A 16,462-nucleotide genomic window follows, 5' to 3' on the forward strand; every position below is an offset into this window, starting at 1 on the left:
ATTCGCCATCCGGTCAACCTCTTTTTTCGTCTAACTCTTTGTTTTCCAAGGAGTTTTCCGAGAGGACTGCGCCGGAAGTGGTGCGCATTATAAGGACCTAATTCCGGCCGTCAACTCCTTTCTGAAAAGATTTCGTCATAGTCGCCTGCACGCTCGTGAGAGCCCCGGCCAGCTGAGGCAAACGCAACAGAAGCAAGCCTGCTCCGAGTACGGCGTAGACAACCCATTCACCGATGTCCGAACGTACTATCCAGAGCATATGTAGCAAGGCTAATCCCAGAATCGGATAGATCATCTTGTGCAGCTGCCGCCACCGGCGGCCCAGGCGGCGTTGACTCCAGCGATTCGATGTCAGCGCCAGCGGCAGTAGCCCTATCAGCGCTATCGTCCCAACGATGACGTAAGGACGCTCACCCAGCTCATGTGGCAGACGATCGAAGCGCAGCCCCAAGATAAACAATAGAAAGCCACACAGATGCAGCACGGCGTAGGCAAAGCACCAGAGCCCTAGCTGGCGACGCACCGCGAGCCAGCCTCCCCAACCTGTGAGCCGCCGCAGCGGCGTCATGCCCAGCGTCAGTAAAAGCAGAATCATCGCGCCCTGCCCCAGGTTATCCACCAGCACCATGCCAGGATCGGGCCCGGTGAGCTGCATCAGCCCCTGATAGAGCCAGAGCACCGGGAACGCCAGCGCTGCGATGAAAACGCTTACTCTCCACACCGGGTAGCGCATCAGTAGTACTTCCGCAGATCGAGATCGCTGTAGAGCGAGGCCACTTCCTCGTAGCCATTGAACAAGCGCGTGTCGATGACGTTGGGGCTGAACAGGCTGTTCGGCAGCCGCCGCTCGGTGGCCTGGCTCCAGCGCGGATGGTCTACCTGCGGATTGACGTTGGCATAGAAGCCATACTCGTCCGGCGCCAGCTTTTCCCAAGTCGTCTGCGGCCGCTCAGCAACCAGACTGATGCGAACGATCGACTTGATGCTCTTGAAACCATATTTCCAGGGCACGACCAGGCGTAGCGGCGCGCCGTTCTGATTCGGCAGTACCCGTCCGTAGAGCCCAACCGCCATCAGCGTCAGAGGATGCATGGCTTCGTCCATGCGCAGACCTTCGACGTAGGGCCAGTCGATCAGCGAAAAGCCGGAACGCACACCTGCCATCTGCTCCGGCGCGAGCTGCGTCTCGAAACGGACGTACCTGGCCTTGCCGGTCGGTTCGGCGCGCTTGAGCAACTCAGCCAATGGGAAGCCCAACCAGGGGATGACCATGGACCACGCCTCGACGCAGCGCAGGCGATATATACGTTCCTCGAGCCTATGAGGCTGCACCAACTGCTCCAGCGACACAGGGCCTGGTCTGGCAACCTCGCCATCGATCATCACTGACCAGGGCTCGATCACCAGCTTGTCGGCGTAACGTGCCGGATCACCCTTGCTGGTGCCGAATTCATAGAAGTTGTTGTAATGGGTGACGTCGGCATAAGGTGTCAACGCCTCCTCACCCGCGGTGACCGCCTGCCAGCGAATCTCGGGGAGCTTCTCAGTAAACCAGGCTGGAGTAGCCCCTAGCTCGACGCCGGCGTAGCGCTCAGCCTCGGCGCGTGCAGGCAACGCGCCCATGGCCAGGGCAGCGCCAGCGGCACCCATGAAGCGTCGACGGGACAGGTAATGGGCTTCGGGTGTGACGTCGCACTCGCGTGCGGCAGATGGAGATGGAGTCTTGATCAGCATGGCGGGCTCCGCAGCCTGGACTTCGAATGCGCCAGTAGACTGCGGAGCCGCGAGGAAATTACATCACTCGGCCGCTTTGCGCCGGCGCAGTTGCAACAAATATTGCACAGGACCGGAGGCGGCGTAAGCGAGGAAAATCAACAGCAGGATACGGGGCGGGTCGCTGAAGACCACGGCGAACACCAACACCACGATCAGGATCGCCACGAAAGGCACGCGCCCCTTGAGGTCCAGGTCCTTGAAGCTGTGATACTTGATGTTGCTGACCATCAGACAACCGGCGGCCGCCACCAGCAGGGCAACCACGAAGGCCATGTTCGAGCCCTTGATGCCGAAGTCGCTGAATGCCCAGACGGTGCCGGCCACCACTGCGGCTGCGGCCGGACTGGCCAGCCCGATGAAGTAGCGCTTGTCGGCTTTGCCAACCATGGTGTTGAAGCGCGCCAAACGCAGCGCAGCGCCGGCCACATAAATGAAGGCGACCATCCAGCCGACCTTGCCGAGGCTGCCCAGTGCCCACTCGAAAGCGACCAGTGCCGGGGCCACGCCGAAGGCGACCATGTCCGACAGCGAGTCATACTCGGCACCGAAGGCGCTCTGGGTATTGGTCAGACGCGCGACGCGGCCATCGAGACCGTCGAGCACCATGGCAACGAAGATGGCGATGGCGGCGTGATCGAACTGGCCACTCATGCCGTTGATCACGGCGTAGAAGCCGGAAAACAGCGCGGCGGTGGTGAACAGGTTGGGCAGAAGATAGATGCCACGGTGGCGGACCTTGCGGCCCTCGGAATCCTGACCTTCCTCCACGTGTTCATCGATGGGCAGCAGGCTTTCCGGTTCGGCAGCCTGCCCGGAATCCTCGGGACGTTCGTTCATGAACATTACCTTGCAGCGATGGGTTTAGAAGCTTCGACCCAGTGCGCCGCCACGGGTTCGCGGCATAACACGCTGGAGCGAGCGAGCTTTATACCAGATGCCCCGCCGGGGCATAAAAAAACGCGGCCTAAGCCGCGTTTTTTTGAGCGCTGGAAGACCTTAGTTCTTGGTCTTGTCGACGATCTTGTTGGCGGAGATCCACGGCATCATCGCACGCAGCTTCTCACCGACCACTTCGATGCCGTGAGCGGCATTGTTGCGGCGGTAGGCGGTCATGGACGGGTAGTTGGCCGCGCCTTCGGTGATGAACATCTTGGCGTATTCGCCGTCCTGGATGCGCTTCAGCGCGTTGCGCATGGCCTGACGGGACTCGGCGTTGATCACTTCCGGACCGGTCACGTACTCGCCGTACTCGGCGTTGTTGGAGATCGAGTAGTTCATGTTGGCGATGCCGCCTTCGAACATCAGGTCGACGATCAGCTTCAGCTCGTGCAGGCACTCGAAGTAGGCCATTTCCGGCGCGTAGCCGGCTTCGACCAGGGTATCGAAACCGGCCTTGACCAGCTCGACGCAACCGCCGCAGAGAACGGCCTGCTCGCCGAACAGGTCGGTTTCGGTCTCGTCCTTGAAGGTGGTTTCGATGATGCCGGTACGACCACCGCCGACGCCGCAGGCGTAGGACAGGGCGACGTTCTTGGCGTTACCGGAAGCGTCCTGGTAGATGGCGATCAGGTCAGGGATGCCGCCACCCTTGACGAACTCGGAGCGCACGGTGTGGCCCGGGGCTTTCGGCGCGATCATGATCACGTCGAGGTCGGCACGCGGAACCACCTGGTTGTAGTGGATGGAGAAGCCGTGGGAGAAGGCCAGGGTGGCGCCCTTCTTGATGTTCGGCTCGATCTCTTCCTTGTACAGGCGGCCCTGGAACTCGTCCGGGGTCAGGATCATGACCAGATCGGCGTTGGCAACGGCAGTGGCCACGTCAGTAACTTTCAGGCCATGGGCTTCGGCCTTGGCAACGGTAGCGGAGCCCTTGCGCAGACCGATGGTGACGTCGACGCCGGAATCCTTCAGGTTGCACGCTTGAGCGTGGCCCTGGGAGCCGTAGCCGATCACGGCGACTTTCTTGCCCTGGATAATGGAGAGGTCGCAGTCTTTGTCGTAGAAAACTTTCATGGTCGTGACTCTTCTGGATCGAATGGGATGGGCGCTCAGCACCGCTACGGAGGCACCTTAAGCGATCCTTTCCATTGCGTAAAATGATATATTTGCAATACAACGTGCCGATATATGAAACGAATATGGACAGCCACGCACTCAGGCTTTTTCTTTCTTTGGCGGACAACCTGCACTTCGGCAAAACCAGCCGCGAACAGCACGTCAGTCCTTCCGCGCTCAGCCGCAGCATCAAGCAGCTCGAAGATGAGCTGGGCGCTCCCCTGTTTCTGCGCGACAACCGCTCGGTCCGCCTGACCCGTGAGGGACAACAGTTTCGCGAGTATGCCCAAGAGGTCATGAATGGCTGGCAGGCCATCCGCCAGACCTTCAAGCAGGATCAGCTGATTCTGCATGGCGAGCTCTCCCTGTATTGCTCGGTCACGGCCAGCTACAGCTTCCTGTACGACATCCTCAGCAGCTTCCGCCAGAACTACCCGCGCATCGAGATGAAGCTGCATACCGGCGACCCGGCCAAGGCCGTCGAGCGGGTTCAGCAGGGGCTGGAGGACCTTGCCATCGGCGCTCGCCCGGACAACCTGCCGGCAGATGTCGCCTTCCAGCCCATCGCCCGCTCCGAGCTGCGCTTCATCGGCCCACAGTCACCCCAGCTGCTCAACGAGGAGCAATTGAAGCAGCCGGATGCGGAAAGCTGGCGGGACGTGCCGATGATCCTCTCGGAAGAGGGACTGGCACGGACACGCACCGATCGATGGCTGAAGAGCCACGACATAAAGCCGCGTATCTACGCCCAGGTGAGCGGCAACGAGGCCATCGTCAGCATGGTGAGCCTGGGCTTCGGCATCGGTGTGGTGCCGCAGATCGTGCTGGACAACAGTCCGCTGACCGCACGCATTCGCATCTACGACATCCGGCCGCCGTTGACCGCCTACGACATCGGCCTGTTCGCCCTGCAGAAGCGCCTCAAGGACCCGCTGATCGCCGCCTTCTGGAATCGCCAGCAATAAAAAGCCCCGCACTGGGCGGGGCCTTTGCGACACGGCGCTGGATCAGACGCTCAAGACCTTGTCGCCACGCGCAATGCCGGTAACGCCACTGCGCACGGTTTCCAGAATCGATGCGGTGCCGATGGCCTGGATGAAGCTGTCCAGCTTGTCGCTGGTACCGGCCAGCTGGATGGTGTAGACGCTGCTGGTGACGTCGACGATCTGCCCGCGGAAGATGTCGGTGGTGCGCTTGACCTCGGCGCGCTGGGCGCCGGTGGCCTTGACCTTCACCAGCATCAGCTCGCGTTCGATGTGCGCGCTTTCCGACAGGTTCACCAGTTTGACGACTTCGATCAGCTTGTTCAGGTTCTTGGTGATCTGCTCGATCACATCGTCATGACCGACGGTGGTCAGCGTCAGACGCGACAGGGTCGGGTCCTCGGTCGGCGCCACGGTCAGGCTTTCGATGTTGTAGTTACGCTGGGAGAACAGACCGACCACGCGCGACAGGGCGCCAGGTTCGTTTTCCAGCAACAGGGAAATGATATGGCGCATGGTCAGGTCCGCTCCGTCTTGCTCAGCCACATGTCACGCATGGCACCTTCGCGAATCTGCATCGGGTACACGTGCTCGCTGGTATCCACCGCGATGTCGAGGAACACCAGGCGATTCTTCAGGGCGAAGGCCTCTTCCATCTTCGGCTTGAGATCCTTCAGGTCGGTGATGCGCATGCCCACGTGACCATAGGATTCGGCCAGCTTGACGAAGTCCGGCAGCGATTCCATGTAGGAGTGCGAGTAGCGGCTGCTGTACTGCATGTCCTGCCACTGGCGAACCATGCCCAGCGCGCCATTGTTCAGGTTGATGATCTTCACCGGAAGGTCGTACTGCAGGCAGGTCGACAGCTCCTGGATGTTCATCTGGATGCTGCCTTCGCCGGTGACACAGGCCACATCATCGTCCGGGAAGTTCAGCTTGACGCCCATGGCCGACGGCAGACCGAAGCCCATGGTGCCCAGGCCACCGGAGTTGATCCAGCGATTGGGCTTGTTGAAGCGGTAGTACTGCGCCGCGAACATCTGGTGCTGGCCGACGTCGGAGCTGACGAAGGCATCGCCCTTGGTCACTTCCCACAAAGTCTCGATCACGGCCTGGGGCTTGATGATGCTGCCGTCGCCCTCGTTGTAGGGGAACAGGCGGCCCTCGCCGCGCCACTCGTCGATCTGCTTCCACCACTGGCCGACGGTGTCCTTGTTCGGGGTCTCGCCCATTTCCTTGAGGATGGCGACCATTTCGGTGAGCACGCTGTCGACCGGGCCGACGATCGGGATGTCGGCCTTGACGGTCTTGGAAATCGAGGCCGGGTCGATGTCGATGTGGATGATCTTGGCATTCGGGCAGAACTTGGCCGCCGTCTCGCCGTTGATCACCCGGTCATCGAAGCGCGCACCAACGGCGAGGATCACGTCGGAGTGGTGCATGGCCAGGTTGGCGGTGTAGCTGCCGTGCATGCCGAGCATGCCGACGAACTGGCGATCGCCGCCGGGGAAGGCGCCGAGCCCCATCAGAGTGTTGGTGACCGGCAGGTTGAGCAGCTTGGCCAGCTCGGTGAGCTGAGCCGAGGCGTTGCCCATGATCACGCCACCGCCGGAATAGAGGATCGGACGCTTGGCGGCGAGGATCATCTCCACGGCCTTGCGGATCTGCCCGGAGTGACCACGGGTCGCCGGGTTGTAGGAGCGCAGCTTGGCCTTCTTCGGGTAGCTGTACTCGAACTTCTCGGCCGGGTTGGTCATGTCCTTGGGAATGTCCACGACAACCGGACCGGGACGGCCGGACTGGGCGATATAGAAAGCTTTCTTCATCACTTCGGGAATTTCCGAAGGATGCTTGATGATGAAGCTGTGCTTCACGATGGGACGGGAGATGCCGACCATGTCGGTCTCCTGGAAGGCATCGGTGCCCACCATGCGGCTCGGCACCTGGCCGGACAGCACCACCATCGGAATGGAATCCATGTAGGCGGTGGCAATGCCGGTGATGGCATTGGTCGCCCCCGGGCCGGACGTCACCAGCACCACGCCGGCCTTGCCGGTGGCGCGGGCATAGCCGTCGGCCATGTGAGTGGCAGCCTGCTCGTGGCGAACCAGGATGTGGGTCACTTCCGGCTCTTTGAACAGGGCATCGTAGATGTGCAGGAGGGCACCGCCCGGGTACCCGTAGATGTACTTAACGCCTTCGTCACGCAACGAGCGGACGACCATTTCAGCGCCGGATAAAAGCTCCACGTTGTTCACCTCTAGAACGCCAGATCACCACCCGACAACGAGTGGTCCTTTGAGTAGGTCTTACTGGTCAGCGGACAGGCGCGACTGTGGTCGCGAATGATGCAGGGGTCGGCTTGACGAGTAACGGAACGGCCCAATCTTGCGGAGCCTTTCCTTCCCAGCGCGAGGTAACGCGTTGCGGGTGTAACGGGGGTCGGCACGGATAGCGCCTTTTTCCACTGAGCTGAGGGACGCTTGCGGCGGACCTCACTGCAGCAGGAAGGGCCGATTGTTCGGATTACTGAACGCCAAGTCAAGCCATCCGCCACAGTTTCTTCGGGCCTGGCTTGTGACATGACGCAGGATGAAGATGCGCGGCTTTTGGTTATAGTAACCGCCAGGTTTTTGCTGCCGATAAAAAGGAAACGACATGCGTCGCATGATTCTCGCGTGCAGTGTGCTGCTCGCCTTGAGCACCGGTGCTTCGGCCGGGCAGATTTACAAATGGGTGGACGATCAGGGAAAGGTCCACTTCGGCTCGCAGCCGCCGGAGGGTCAGGCGGCTGCGACGGTGAACCCTAATATCTCGCAGCCCAAGGCGCCGCCGCAGAAACCGGTCGCCACGCCCACCGAGGGCGATAAGAAGCAGGATGCCCTGGACGAGAAGGTTCGCCAGGATGTCGCCAAGCAGGAGGCGGAACGCAAGAAGTTCTGCGAGACCACACGCACCAATCTGGCCCAGCTGCGGAACAATCCGCGGGTACGCGTCGAAGAAAATGGCGAGATGCGTCGACTGACGGAAGAAGAGCGTCAGGCCCGCATCACGGAAAGCGAAAAAGCCATTGTGGAAAACTGCAACTAGCAGGAGTAACGGGAGCGCTCAGCGAGCGCTCCCGATCAGGCTGTCGAACGCCCCCAGCGCTGTGAGCAGCGCTCCCACCTCCGCCTCACGCCCCTTGTAGCGTTCCTCGGCCATCGGCCGGATGCCCGACGCCGTCGGCATCGGCCCGGCCATCTCCAGCAAGTGCTTCATCCGCGGCAGGAAGACCCATTGCAGCCACGCCTCGAAGTCGAGGGTATCGACGCAGAACGGCTGCTGGCTGGCCAGCGCCTCCGCCGACGGCGGCTCGACCGACCACATGCCGAGCTGGCGCAGCTCGCGCTCGATCAGCAGCAGCTGATCGGCGACCGCGGGCAGACGGGAGTCCATCAGAGATGGACCCGCGCGCGTTCGCGAGCCTGAGCGGCGCCGGCCGGATCGCCTTGGCGCTCGCGCGACTGGGCGATCAGATCCCACAGACTGGCCTGCAGGGCCGGGCGGCCGTTGGCGTAGGTCAGGCCGCGACGCGCCAGTTGCTCGGCCTGGGCGGCATCGCCCTGGGCCAGGCGCACCTCGGCCAGGCGATAAAGCACCTGCGGCTCGCGCGGGGCGATGCGCTGGGCGCGCTCCAAGCTGGAAGAGGCGCCGTCGAGATCACCACCACTCTGTTGCTGCTGGGCGCTGGTCAGCAGCGCCAGCACCGGACCGTCGAGCTGTTCATCCGCCGCCAGGCTGCCGCCGGAGGGAATGCCACTGGGCATGCTCGGTGCGCTCGGTGCCTGATAGCCGCCGACACCAGGAGCAGGACCGGTGCTCAGCGGTGCCGACGGATAGATCGAAGGCGTCGCGCTGCTGCCGTCCGGGTATGTCTCCAGCGGTGCCGAGCTGACGCCGCCGGGCACCATTACCACCACTCCGGAATCTTCCGGCAGGCTCTGGGTCTGGGTCTGGGTCTGGGTCTGGGGCTGCTGCGGCTGTGCCACACCACCGCGACCGGCGAAAGCGCCTTGCTCGTCGGCCATCAGGTTGCCGCTGGAGTCCTGCACAGGAATGGAACCCCTGGGCACGCTGGAGCAACCGGACACCAGTGCCGAGGCCACTACTACGGAAATCCACCACTTAGCCATTCACGTCCTCACTCGAAGCAGTTCAATTGAGCCAGCCACGCACCCAGTCCATCACGTTCTCCGTCGGAGCCTCCAGCATGCCGCAGGGTTGCCCGGGCGGCGGCTCGCTGCCGCGGATATAGGGTATCTCCACGGCATTCGGGCAGCCGGAGGCGGAGCCCTGACCACTGTATGCATCCACCCAGGCCGGCGCGACGTTGTCCGGCATCGGCATGTCCAGCGGCAGCGGGTCGGCCTTCTTCATGAAGCCGGCCCAGACCTGCAGGGCACCGGTGGCGCCAGTCAGCGGCGTCTGGCCGTTGTCGTCGCGGCCCATCCATACCACCGCCAGCAGGTCCTGACTGAAGCCGGCAAACCAACTGTCACGCGAATCGTTGCTGGTACCGGTCTTGCCCGCCAGCGTAAGCGAGGCTGGCAACTGGCTGTACACCGAGCGCCCGGTGCCCTCGCGCATCACCTTTTGCATGGCGTTCTGCACCAGGTAGATGGCGCCCGGGTCGAAGCGTTGCTGAATCTGGAAGGGGTAACGCTTGAGCGGCTCGCCATCGGCGGCCAGCACACTGCGAATGCCGCGCAAGGGAGTGTTGAAGCCGCCGTTGGCCAGCGTCTGGTACATGGTTGCTACTTCCATCGGACTAAGGGCACCCGCCCCCAGCAACATCGACGGATAGGCAGGCCATTCGCGGTGCACGCCCAGCCGCTCGAGGGTTTTGAGCACGTTGGGCACGCCCAGTTCCAGGCCGAGCTTGGCGGTCGACAGGTTGTAGGAGTGGGCCAGGCCCTGATAGAGGTAGATGCTGCCGTGGGGCTTGCCGTCGTAGTTCTTCGGCCGCCAGACCTGACCATCCTGTCCCTTTACCGAGAACGGCGTGTCTTCCAGCCGGGTGGTCAGCGTGTATTGGCTCGGGCGCTCCAGCGCGGTGAGATACACGGCCGGCTTGATCAGCGAGCCGATCGGGCGGTTGGCGTCCAGCGCCCGATTGAAGCCGGCGTAGCGCGGCTGGCGACTGCCGACCAGCGCCTGTACCTCGCCGGTTTCCGGATTGGTTACCACCATGGCCGCCTCGACCGCGTCCAGGCCCTTTCGACCGGACAGACGCTTGAAGGTCTCGCTCAGGGCCGACTCGGCCTTCAGCTGCAGGATCGGATCGAAGCTGGTGAAAATGCGCAGACCTTCCTCGGTCAGGTCTTCCTCGCGGTAGTCCTCGCGCAACTGGCGTTTGACCAGATCGAGGAAGCCCGGAAACGAACTGTCGGCCAGGCTGCCGCGCTTGGTCACGCCGAGCGGCTTCTTCTTCGCCGCCTCGGCCTCCTCGACGGTAACCACGCCCTGCTGCGCCAGCAGATCCAGCACCAGGTTGCGGCGCTCCAGCGCACGCTCGGGATTGCGCCGCGGGTTGTAATAGGTCGGTCCCTTGACCATGCCGACCAGCAGCGCCACCTGCTCCAGCTTCAGCTCGCCCAGCGGCTGACTGAAGAAGTACTGACTGGCCAGACCGATGCCATGCACGGCGCGCTGCCCGTCCTGACCTAGGAACACCTCATTGAGGTAGGCCTCGAGGATTTCCTTCTTGTCGTAATGCAGCTCCAGCAGCACCGCCATCATGGCCTCGGTGAGCTTGCGGGTCAGACTGCGCTCGCTGGTCAGATAGAAGTTCTTCACCAGCTGCTGGGTCAGCGTACTGCCGCCCTGGCGCAACTGGCCGGCGGTGGCGTTGATCCACACCGCACGGGCGATGCCTTTGGGCGATACGCCGAAGTGGTTGAAGAATTCGCGGTCCTCTACCGCCACCAGGGTCTCGACCAGATAGGGCGGCACCTGATCCAGCTTGATCAGGATGCGATCCTCGTGGTGCGCCGGGTACAGGCCGCCGATCAGCAAGGGCTCCATGCGCGCCACGGCGAGCTTGGCGCCACTGCCCTGGTTCAGCCCGGCCACGTAATCGCCGGAGAACTCCACCCGCACCCGCTGGGCCGGCTCGTTACCCTCATAAAACTGGAAACCGCGGGTATGCAGGTCGACCAGATTGCCGTTCACTGCCGCCGCGCCGGGACCATTGGCCGCGCCTTCGCGGCGATAGCCGAGGGCGTCCAGCTCGGTGAGGAAGTCCTGCTTGCTCAGCTTCTGGCCGACGAACAGCTCCAGTGGCCGGGCGTAGACCTTGGCCGGCACCGTCCAGCGCTTGCCGGAGAATTTCTCCTGCACCACGGCGTCGAGATACACGGCGAAACCGGCCAACAGCACCAGGCCGACCAGCGACAATTTGAACAGCCAGCTCAGCCAGGAACGACTGCCGGCGCGGCGCTTGGCGCCTTTGCGAGGGGTACGGGAACGAGTCATGGCGCGGCATTATACGCACTTTGCCAGGGGCCGACAGGCGCGCCCGGGCGGTTTGCAGAGCGGCTCACAGCGGCCATAATGCCGCCTCTTAACGATTTCAGAACGCAAGGAAAGACCGTGAGCCAAGCCCTGATCGCCGCCCTGCAGAACCCGGCCCTCTACCCGCATCCGGTAGACGGTTTCCAGGTCATCGAGACGCACATCTCCTGGGTGCTGCTCACCGGTCCCTTCGCCTACAAGATCAAGAAGCCGGTCAACTTCGGCTTCCTCGACTTCACCGATCTCGACCAGCGTCGCCACTTCTGCGGCGAAGAGCTGCGCCTCAACCAGCGCCTTACCGAGGGCCTGTACCTCGAAGTGCTGCCGGTCACCGGCAGCGAGGAAGCGCCGCAGCTGGGCGGTGAAGGCCCCGCCATCGAATACGTGCTGAAGATGCGCCAGTTCCCGCAGAGCCAGCTGCTCAGCGCCGTGCAGGCACGTGGCGAGCTGACTCCCGCGCACATCGATGCCCTCGCCGAGCAGATCGCCGGCTTCCATGGCCGTACCCCGGCGGTGGCCGTCGATCATCCGCTGTGCCTGCCGCGGGCCATCGTCGCGCCGATGCGGCAGAACTTCGAGCAAATCCGCCCGCTGCTCAGCGACGCCGCCGACCTGCGTCAGCTCGAAGCGCTGGAGGGCTGGATGGAAGCCAGCATCGCCCGCCTGGAACCGCTGCTGGCCCGCCGCGCGGCGAACGGCGCGATTCGTGAGTGCCATGGCGACATCCACCTGGGCAACGCCACCCTGCTCGACGGCCAGGTGGTGCTGTTCGACTGCATCGAATTCAACGAAGAGTTCCGCCTGATCGACGTCGCGCTGGACGTGGCCTTTCTCGCCATGGACCTGGAAGACCGCGGCCTCAAGGCCCTGTCGCGGCGCTTCGTCAGCGCCTGGCTGGAGCGCACCGGTGACTACGACGCACTGGAACTGCTCAACCTGTACAAGGCCCACCGCGCCCTGGTGCGCGCCAAGGTCGCGCTGTTCAGCCTCGCGCACCAGAGCGATGCCGTGCAGAAGGCCGCAACCCTGCGCCAGTACCGCAACTACGCCAACCTAGCGGAGAGCTACAGCGCCATCCCCACTCCCTTCCTCGCCATCGCCAGCGGCGTCTCGGCCGTCGGCAAGAGTCATGTCGCGCTGCGCCTGGTCGAGGCGCTGGGCGCCATCCGCGTACGCTCGGACGTCGAGCGCAAGCGCCTGTTCGGCGAGCAGCCACAGCAGACAAAGGAAGTCGGCGACGGCATCTACAACGCCGAAGCCAGCGCCGCCACCTACCAGCGCCTGCACCAGTTGGCGGCGCAGGCGCTGCATGCCGGTTTCCCGGTAGTGCTGGATGCGACCTACCTCAAGCGCGAGCAGCGCGCAGCCGCCTGGCAGGTGGCCGAGAGCAACGGCGCGCCTTTCCTGATCCTGGATTGCCAGGCGCCGCAGGAGGTTATCGCCGCCTGGCTGCAACAACGCCAGAGCGAAGGCCGCGATCCTTCCGACGCCACGCTGCAGGTGATCCAGGCGCAGCAAGCGGGCCGCGACGAGCTGAGCGAAGACGAACAGGCCCACAGCCGCCGCGTCGACACCCATCAGGCCGCCAGCCTGGATGGTTTGATCGACAGTATTCGCCAGCGTCTCCCCGCACTCTGAGCCGCGCCTCCAGGCCTGTCTATACTGGCGACAGGCCCTACGGAGGCACCCCATGAGTCAGCCCCGCCAATTGGACAGTCCGCTCTACCGCTTGCTGCGCGACGAAAAGGTCGCCGAGTTCAACAAGCAGAAGCCCGAAGGTGGCAGCATCGATCTGCGCGAGGCCGACCTGCGCGGCCTGGATCTGCGCCAGCTGGATGCCAGTCGCATCGACTTCGCCGACGCCTATTTTCGCGGTGCCGACCTGCGCGGCCTGGACCTGCGCGACGCCAACCTCGAGGGCGCCAGCATCGCCCACGCACAGATCTCCGGCGCCTATTTCCCGTCCCAGCTGTGCGCCGACGAGATCCTGTTGTCGATGCAATTCGGCACGCGCATGCGCTATCGCTGATCGCCCGGCCATGAACGAGATCGCTCGCCTGTTCGGCAACCGCGCCAGTGCCTACGCCAGCTTTCGGCCGCACTATCCCCCTGCGCTGTTCGCATGGCTGGCCGCCCACAGTCCGGGGCGCGAGCGCGCTCTGGATATCGCCTGCGGCAACGGCCAGGCCAGCCAGCCGCTGCTTGCGCATTTCCACCAGGTGCTCGCCTGCGACGCCAGCCCCGAACAATTGCGCGCCGCGCCCGATCTGCATGGCGTCGATTGCTTCGCCGCCGATGCCGCTGCCCAGCCGTTGGCCGATGCGAGCCTCGACCTGGTCACGGTGGCCCAGGCCCTGCACTGGTTTGCCACGCCGGCTTTCTTCGCCGAAGCGCGTCGCCTGCTCAGACCGGGCGGACTGTTCTGCGCCTGGTGCTACAGCCTGCTGCGCATCGATGATGCGCTCGATGCAGTGATTGACGACTTCTACCGCAACACGCTAAGCGGCTACTGGCCCGAGGGACGCGCCAGCGTCGATGCCGGCTACCGCGACATCCAGCCACCGTTCGCGCGCATCGAGGTGCCGGCGTTCGCCATCGAGCTGGAATGGCAGCTGGAACAGCTGGTGGGCTATCTCGCCACCTGGTCGGCGGTGCAGAAACTGGAGCGGGCCAGCGGGCGCGATCCGGTCCGGGAGCTTCTCCCCGAGCTGCGCCGGGCCTGGGGCGACGAGCAGCAGAAGCGTTTCGTGCGCTGGCCGCTACACTTTCTCGCAGGCTATCCGGCAGGCCCCGCACCGTCAGGCAAGGAGGCACGATGAACGACGAACTGCAACACCTGAAGAACCTGGGCAAGACCTCGGCTCAATGGCTGCACGCGGTAGGCATCCACAGTGCCAACGATCTGCGCCGCCTGGGTTCGGTGGACGCCTATCGAGCCGTGCGCGCGCGCGGCTTCCGCGCCTCGAAGGTGCTGATGTACGCCATCGAGGGCGCCCTGCTCGACGTGCACTGGAACGATCTGCCGCCGGGGCTCAAGGCCCAGTTGAACGTTCGACTGGACGAACAGGGGCCGGCCAACAAGAGCTAGCTCACAACCTCCGAGCGGCGCCATTTACCTGCATAACGCCGCCGCCTATTGTTGCCGATACTCCGCGTGCCTTATCGTCAGCCCAGCCAGTTCAAGGAATTACCGACATGTACCTACTCGGGGAGCAACCGGCCTACGCCGATCAGTTGATCCAGCGCCTGCAGAGCATTCCCACGCAGCTGCTCGAAGGGCTGCAGCCCAGCGGCTCCCCCCTGCGCCTGGAGCAGGTCGAAGACCTCGCCAAGCTGCTGCCCGGCAACCAGCTGTACATCATCGAGAACGGCCTGCTGCACGCACAGGTCGACGAACGCCCGCTGTTCTACCTGCAGGAAGGCGATCTGGTGGGCCTGCGCCAGGGCATCGACCTGCCCAGCTGCCGCTACAGCAGCGAGGAGCAACTGACCCTCGTGCCCTATGCCCGCGGCGAGGTGTTCAAGCACATCTACGGCAGCGAAGTGCGTCAGGAGCTGTTCATCCAGTACCTGATCGGCCACACCGCGCTGCTCTCCGACGCCCTGGCCCGCCTCAAGCAACCGGAGATCCGGCCGGCCACCGGCTTCCAGCACTTCGCCGCCGGCGAGGAGCTGATCCACCAGGGCGACGACGCGGACCACGTGTTCGTGATCATCGAGGGCCACGCCGAAGCGCATGTCGACGGACAGAAGGTCGGCGATGTGCAGAAGGACGAGATCTTCGGCGCCATGGCCGTGTTCACCCGCGAGAAGCGCAGCGCCACGGTGATCGCCAGCGAGCCCTGCACCGTGATGGTGATCCCCAAGGACCAGTTCCTCAGCCTGATGCAGAGCAATCCGCGCATCGCCCATAGCCTCATCGAGAGCATGGCGCGCCGCATCGACCTGCTGAACAAGGAAGTCACACAGCTGCGGACCCAATTGCAGCCCGCGTGAATCGGCGCTTCAAGACGAACCCCGGCCCAGGCCGGGGTTTTGTTTTCTAGGACTTTGCCAACCAGTCGAAAATAATTCTCATCCAGGTGTTGACGGCAAAATGAGAATTGTTATTATTACCCCAACTGGTCGCGAGATCAGCCGATAAGCTCAAGGGGCCACAGCAGTCGGACTCTTCAGATTATCTCCTCATCAGGCTAATCACGGTTATTGACCCGGCTTTTTGCCGGGTCTTTTTTTGCCCGCGATTTCCCATCCCGCCCTTCCGTGCCAGCATGTGCGCAAGCCCACGGCGGGAGCACGACCATGGATCAAGCCACCGCGATGCGCCTGCAGGCGCTGCACGAGGACGGCTTCGCCCTGCTGCCCGGCGCAGTCAATGCCACGCAGATCGCAGAGCTGCGCCAGGCCATCGACCATCTGCAGCCGATTCACTGGGACTACACCGGCCTGGTCGATCACTACAAGTGCGTGTTCAACCGCGACCCGCTGTGGCTGCCCTATCTCGACCTGCCCGGCGTGATCGAACTGGCCGAGGCCGCGCTCGGCGCGGATTGTCATCTGATCGGCCAGACCGCCTGGCGCTGCCACCCGGGCTTCATCGGTGCCGACCTGCACATCGACCATCTCGCCATGCCGCTGCCGAGCAGCCTGCTGGACGATCCCGGCTTTCGCCTGCCGATGCAGATCTGCACCGCGCAGCTGTACCTCGACGATATCGACATCGATCTCTGCCCGACCCTGGTCATCGCCGGCAGCCATCGCGCCGGGCGCGCGCCGGAGGCTGGCGAGACAGCATGGCGCGGCCATTCGCCCGAGCCGGTGCTATGCCGTGCTGGCGATCTGCTGTTCTTTCGCAGCGAGCTGTGGCACGCCGGCAGCCGCAATCGCAGCCCACGCACCCGCTATCTGCTGCAGATGCACTACGGCCGGCGCATGGTGGCGCAGAAGTTCTCGCCCTATCTGCAGTTCCGCTTCAACCCGGCGGTGCTGGCCGCCAGCACGCCGCGCCAGTGCAGGCTGCTGGGCGACCACGAGGCCGCGGAATACGATTGAGGGAAAGTGGCGCCAGCCGAGGGAAGGCTGGCGCGGGAGGA

At 63.7% G+C, this 16,462-nt stretch carries 17 protein-coding genes; 8 read left to right on the plus strand and 9 right to left on the minus strand.

The genetic code is table 11. The features are described 5' to 3' along the window. Positions 1 to 97: 97 nt before the first annotated feature. From msrQ to ilvC, 4 genes are all read right to left on the minus strand, one after another. A complete protein-coding gene (msrQ, locus tag NF616_RS17110; protein ID WP_252274557.1) occupies positions 98 to 733 on the minus strand; it encodes a protein-methionine-sulfoxide reductase heme-binding subunit MsrQ in 636 nt (211 codons plus the stop codon). Then, complete coding sequence (gene msrP / locus NF616_RS17115) at positions 733 to 1,734, minus strand: protein-methionine-sulfoxide reductase catalytic subunit MsrP (RefSeq protein WP_252274559.1); 1,002 nt, start codon at positions 1,732 to 1,734, stop codon at positions 733 to 735. Before msrP ends, msrQ begins: the two co-directional genes overlap by 1 nt. A gap of 63 nt (positions 1,735 to 1,797) precedes the next feature. Beyond that, the gene (gene pssA, locus NF616_RS17120; protein ID WP_252274561.1) at positions 1,798 to 2,613 is read right to left on the minus strand and encodes a CDP-diacylglycerol--serine O-phosphatidyltransferase; all 816 of its coding nucleotides are present in this window, start codon (positions 2,611 to 2,613) and stop codon (positions 1,798 to 1,800) included. 159 nt (positions 2,614 to 2,772) lie between these two features. Then, positions 2,773 to 3,789, minus strand: coding sequence for a ketol-acid reductoisomerase (ilvC, locus tag NF616_RS17125; protein ID WP_252274562.1), 1,017 nt, complete (start codon positions 3,787 to 3,789; stop codon positions 2,773 to 2,775). 125 nt (positions 3,790 to 3,914) lie between these two features. On the opposite strand from ilvC, the gene ilvY reads away from it, so the two are divergent. Beyond that, complete coding sequence (gene ilvY / locus NF616_RS17130) at positions 3,915 to 4,796, plus strand: HTH-type transcriptional activator IlvY (RefSeq protein WP_252274564.1); 882 nt, start codon at positions 3,915 to 3,917, stop codon at positions 4,794 to 4,796. Between the two features lie 42 nt (positions 4,797 to 4,838). Here ilvY and ilvN read toward each other — a convergent pair whose 3' ends face one another. Beyond that, a complete protein-coding gene (gene ilvN / locus NF616_RS17135) occupies positions 4,839 to 5,330 on the minus strand; it encodes an acetolactate synthase small subunit (protein WP_252274566.1) in 492 nt (163 codons plus the stop codon). 2 nt (positions 5,331 to 5,332) lie between these two features. Further along, entirely contained in the window at positions 5,333 to 7,063 is a 1,731-nt protein-coding gene (locus NF616_RS17140; RefSeq protein ID WP_252274568.1) for an acetolactate synthase 3 large subunit, read from the minus strand. A 409-nt stretch (positions 7,064 to 7,472) separates the two neighbouring features. Here NF616_RS17140 and NF616_RS17145 point away from each other — a divergent pair, with 409 nt between their 5' ends. After that, the gene (locus NF616_RS17145) at positions 7,473 to 7,904 is read left to right on the plus strand and encodes a DUF4124 domain-containing protein (protein WP_252274569.1); all 432 of its coding nucleotides are present in this window, start codon (positions 7,473 to 7,475) and stop codon (positions 7,902 to 7,904) included. Between the two features lie 18 nt (positions 7,905 to 7,922). On the opposite strand, the gene NF616_RS17150 is transcribed toward NF616_RS17145, so the two are convergent. The 3 genes from NF616_RS17150 to mrcB are packed head-to-tail and all read right to left on the minus strand — an operon-like array spanning position 7,923 to position 11,330. Then, positions 7,923 to 8,252: a YqcC family protein gene (locus NF616_RS17150; protein ID WP_252274571.1), complete on the minus strand. Its 330-nt coding sequence runs from the start codon at positions 8,250 to 8,252 to the stop codon at positions 7,923 to 7,925. Continuing rightward, on the minus strand, positions 8,252 to 8,989 hold the full coding sequence (locus NF616_RS17155; RefSeq protein WP_252274572.1) for a tetratricopeptide repeat protein: 738 nt from the start codon (positions 8,987 to 8,989) through the stop codon (positions 8,252 to 8,254). Before NF616_RS17155 ends, NF616_RS17150 begins: the two co-directional genes overlap by 1 nt. Positions 8,990 to 9,011: 22 nt before the next feature. After that, positions 9,012 to 11,330, minus strand: a complete 2,319-nt coding sequence (gene mrcB, locus NF616_RS17160) for a penicillin-binding protein 1B (protein ID WP_252274574.1) — start codon at positions 11,328 to 11,330, stop codon at positions 9,012 to 9,014. A gap of 117 nt (positions 11,331 to 11,447) precedes the next feature. Here mrcB and NF616_RS17165 point away from each other — a divergent pair, with 117 nt between their 5' ends. The 6 genes from NF616_RS17165 (at position 11,448) to NF616_RS17190 (ending at position 16,421) form a co-directional block, all read left to right on the plus strand. After that, positions 11,448 to 13,007, plus strand: coding sequence for a bifunctional aminoglycoside phosphotransferase/ATP-binding protein (locus tag NF616_RS17165; RefSeq protein WP_252274576.1), 1,560 nt, complete (start codon positions 11,448 to 11,450; stop codon positions 13,005 to 13,007). Positions 13,008 to 13,059: 52 nt separating this feature from the next. Beyond that, on the plus strand, positions 13,060 to 13,398 hold the full coding sequence (locus tag NF616_RS17170) for a pentapeptide repeat-containing protein (protein ID WP_252274578.1): 339 nt from the start codon (positions 13,060 to 13,062) through the stop codon (positions 13,396 to 13,398). Positions 13,399 to 13,408: 10 nt separating this feature from the next. Next, positions 13,409 to 14,188, plus strand: a complete 780-nt coding sequence (locus tag NF616_RS17175; protein WP_252274579.1) for a class I SAM-dependent methyltransferase — start codon at positions 13,409 to 13,411, stop codon at positions 14,186 to 14,188. Beyond that, positions 14,185 to 14,457 (plus strand): TfoX/Sxy family protein, encoded by a 273-nt coding sequence (locus NF616_RS17180; protein ID WP_252274581.1) that lies wholly within the window; start codon positions 14,185 to 14,187, stop codon positions 14,455 to 14,457. The genes NF616_RS17175 and NF616_RS17180 overlap by 4 nt, the downstream gene beginning before the upstream one ends. 107 nt (positions 14,458 to 14,564) lie before the next feature. Continuing rightward, positions 14,565 to 15,365 carry a cyclic nucleotide-binding domain-containing protein gene (locus tag NF616_RS17185; protein ID WP_252274583.1) on the plus strand — a complete coding sequence of 267 codons (801 nt, stop codon included), beginning with the start codon at positions 14,565 to 14,567 and terminating at the stop codon, positions 15,363 to 15,365. Between the two features lie 306 nt (positions 15,366 to 15,671). Then, on the plus strand, positions 15,672 to 16,421 hold the full coding sequence (locus tag NF616_RS17190; RefSeq protein WP_252274584.1) for a phytanoyl-CoA dioxygenase family protein: 750 nt from the start codon (positions 15,672 to 15,674) through the stop codon (positions 16,419 to 16,421). Positions 16,422 to 16,462 lie beyond the last annotated feature (41 nt).

This window comes from Pseudomonas subflava, from assembly GCF_023823685.1.
In the GTDB taxonomy this organism is placed as follows: domain Bacteria; phylum Pseudomonadota; class Gammaproteobacteria; order Pseudomonadales; family Pseudomonadaceae; genus Aquipseudomonas; species Aquipseudomonas subflava.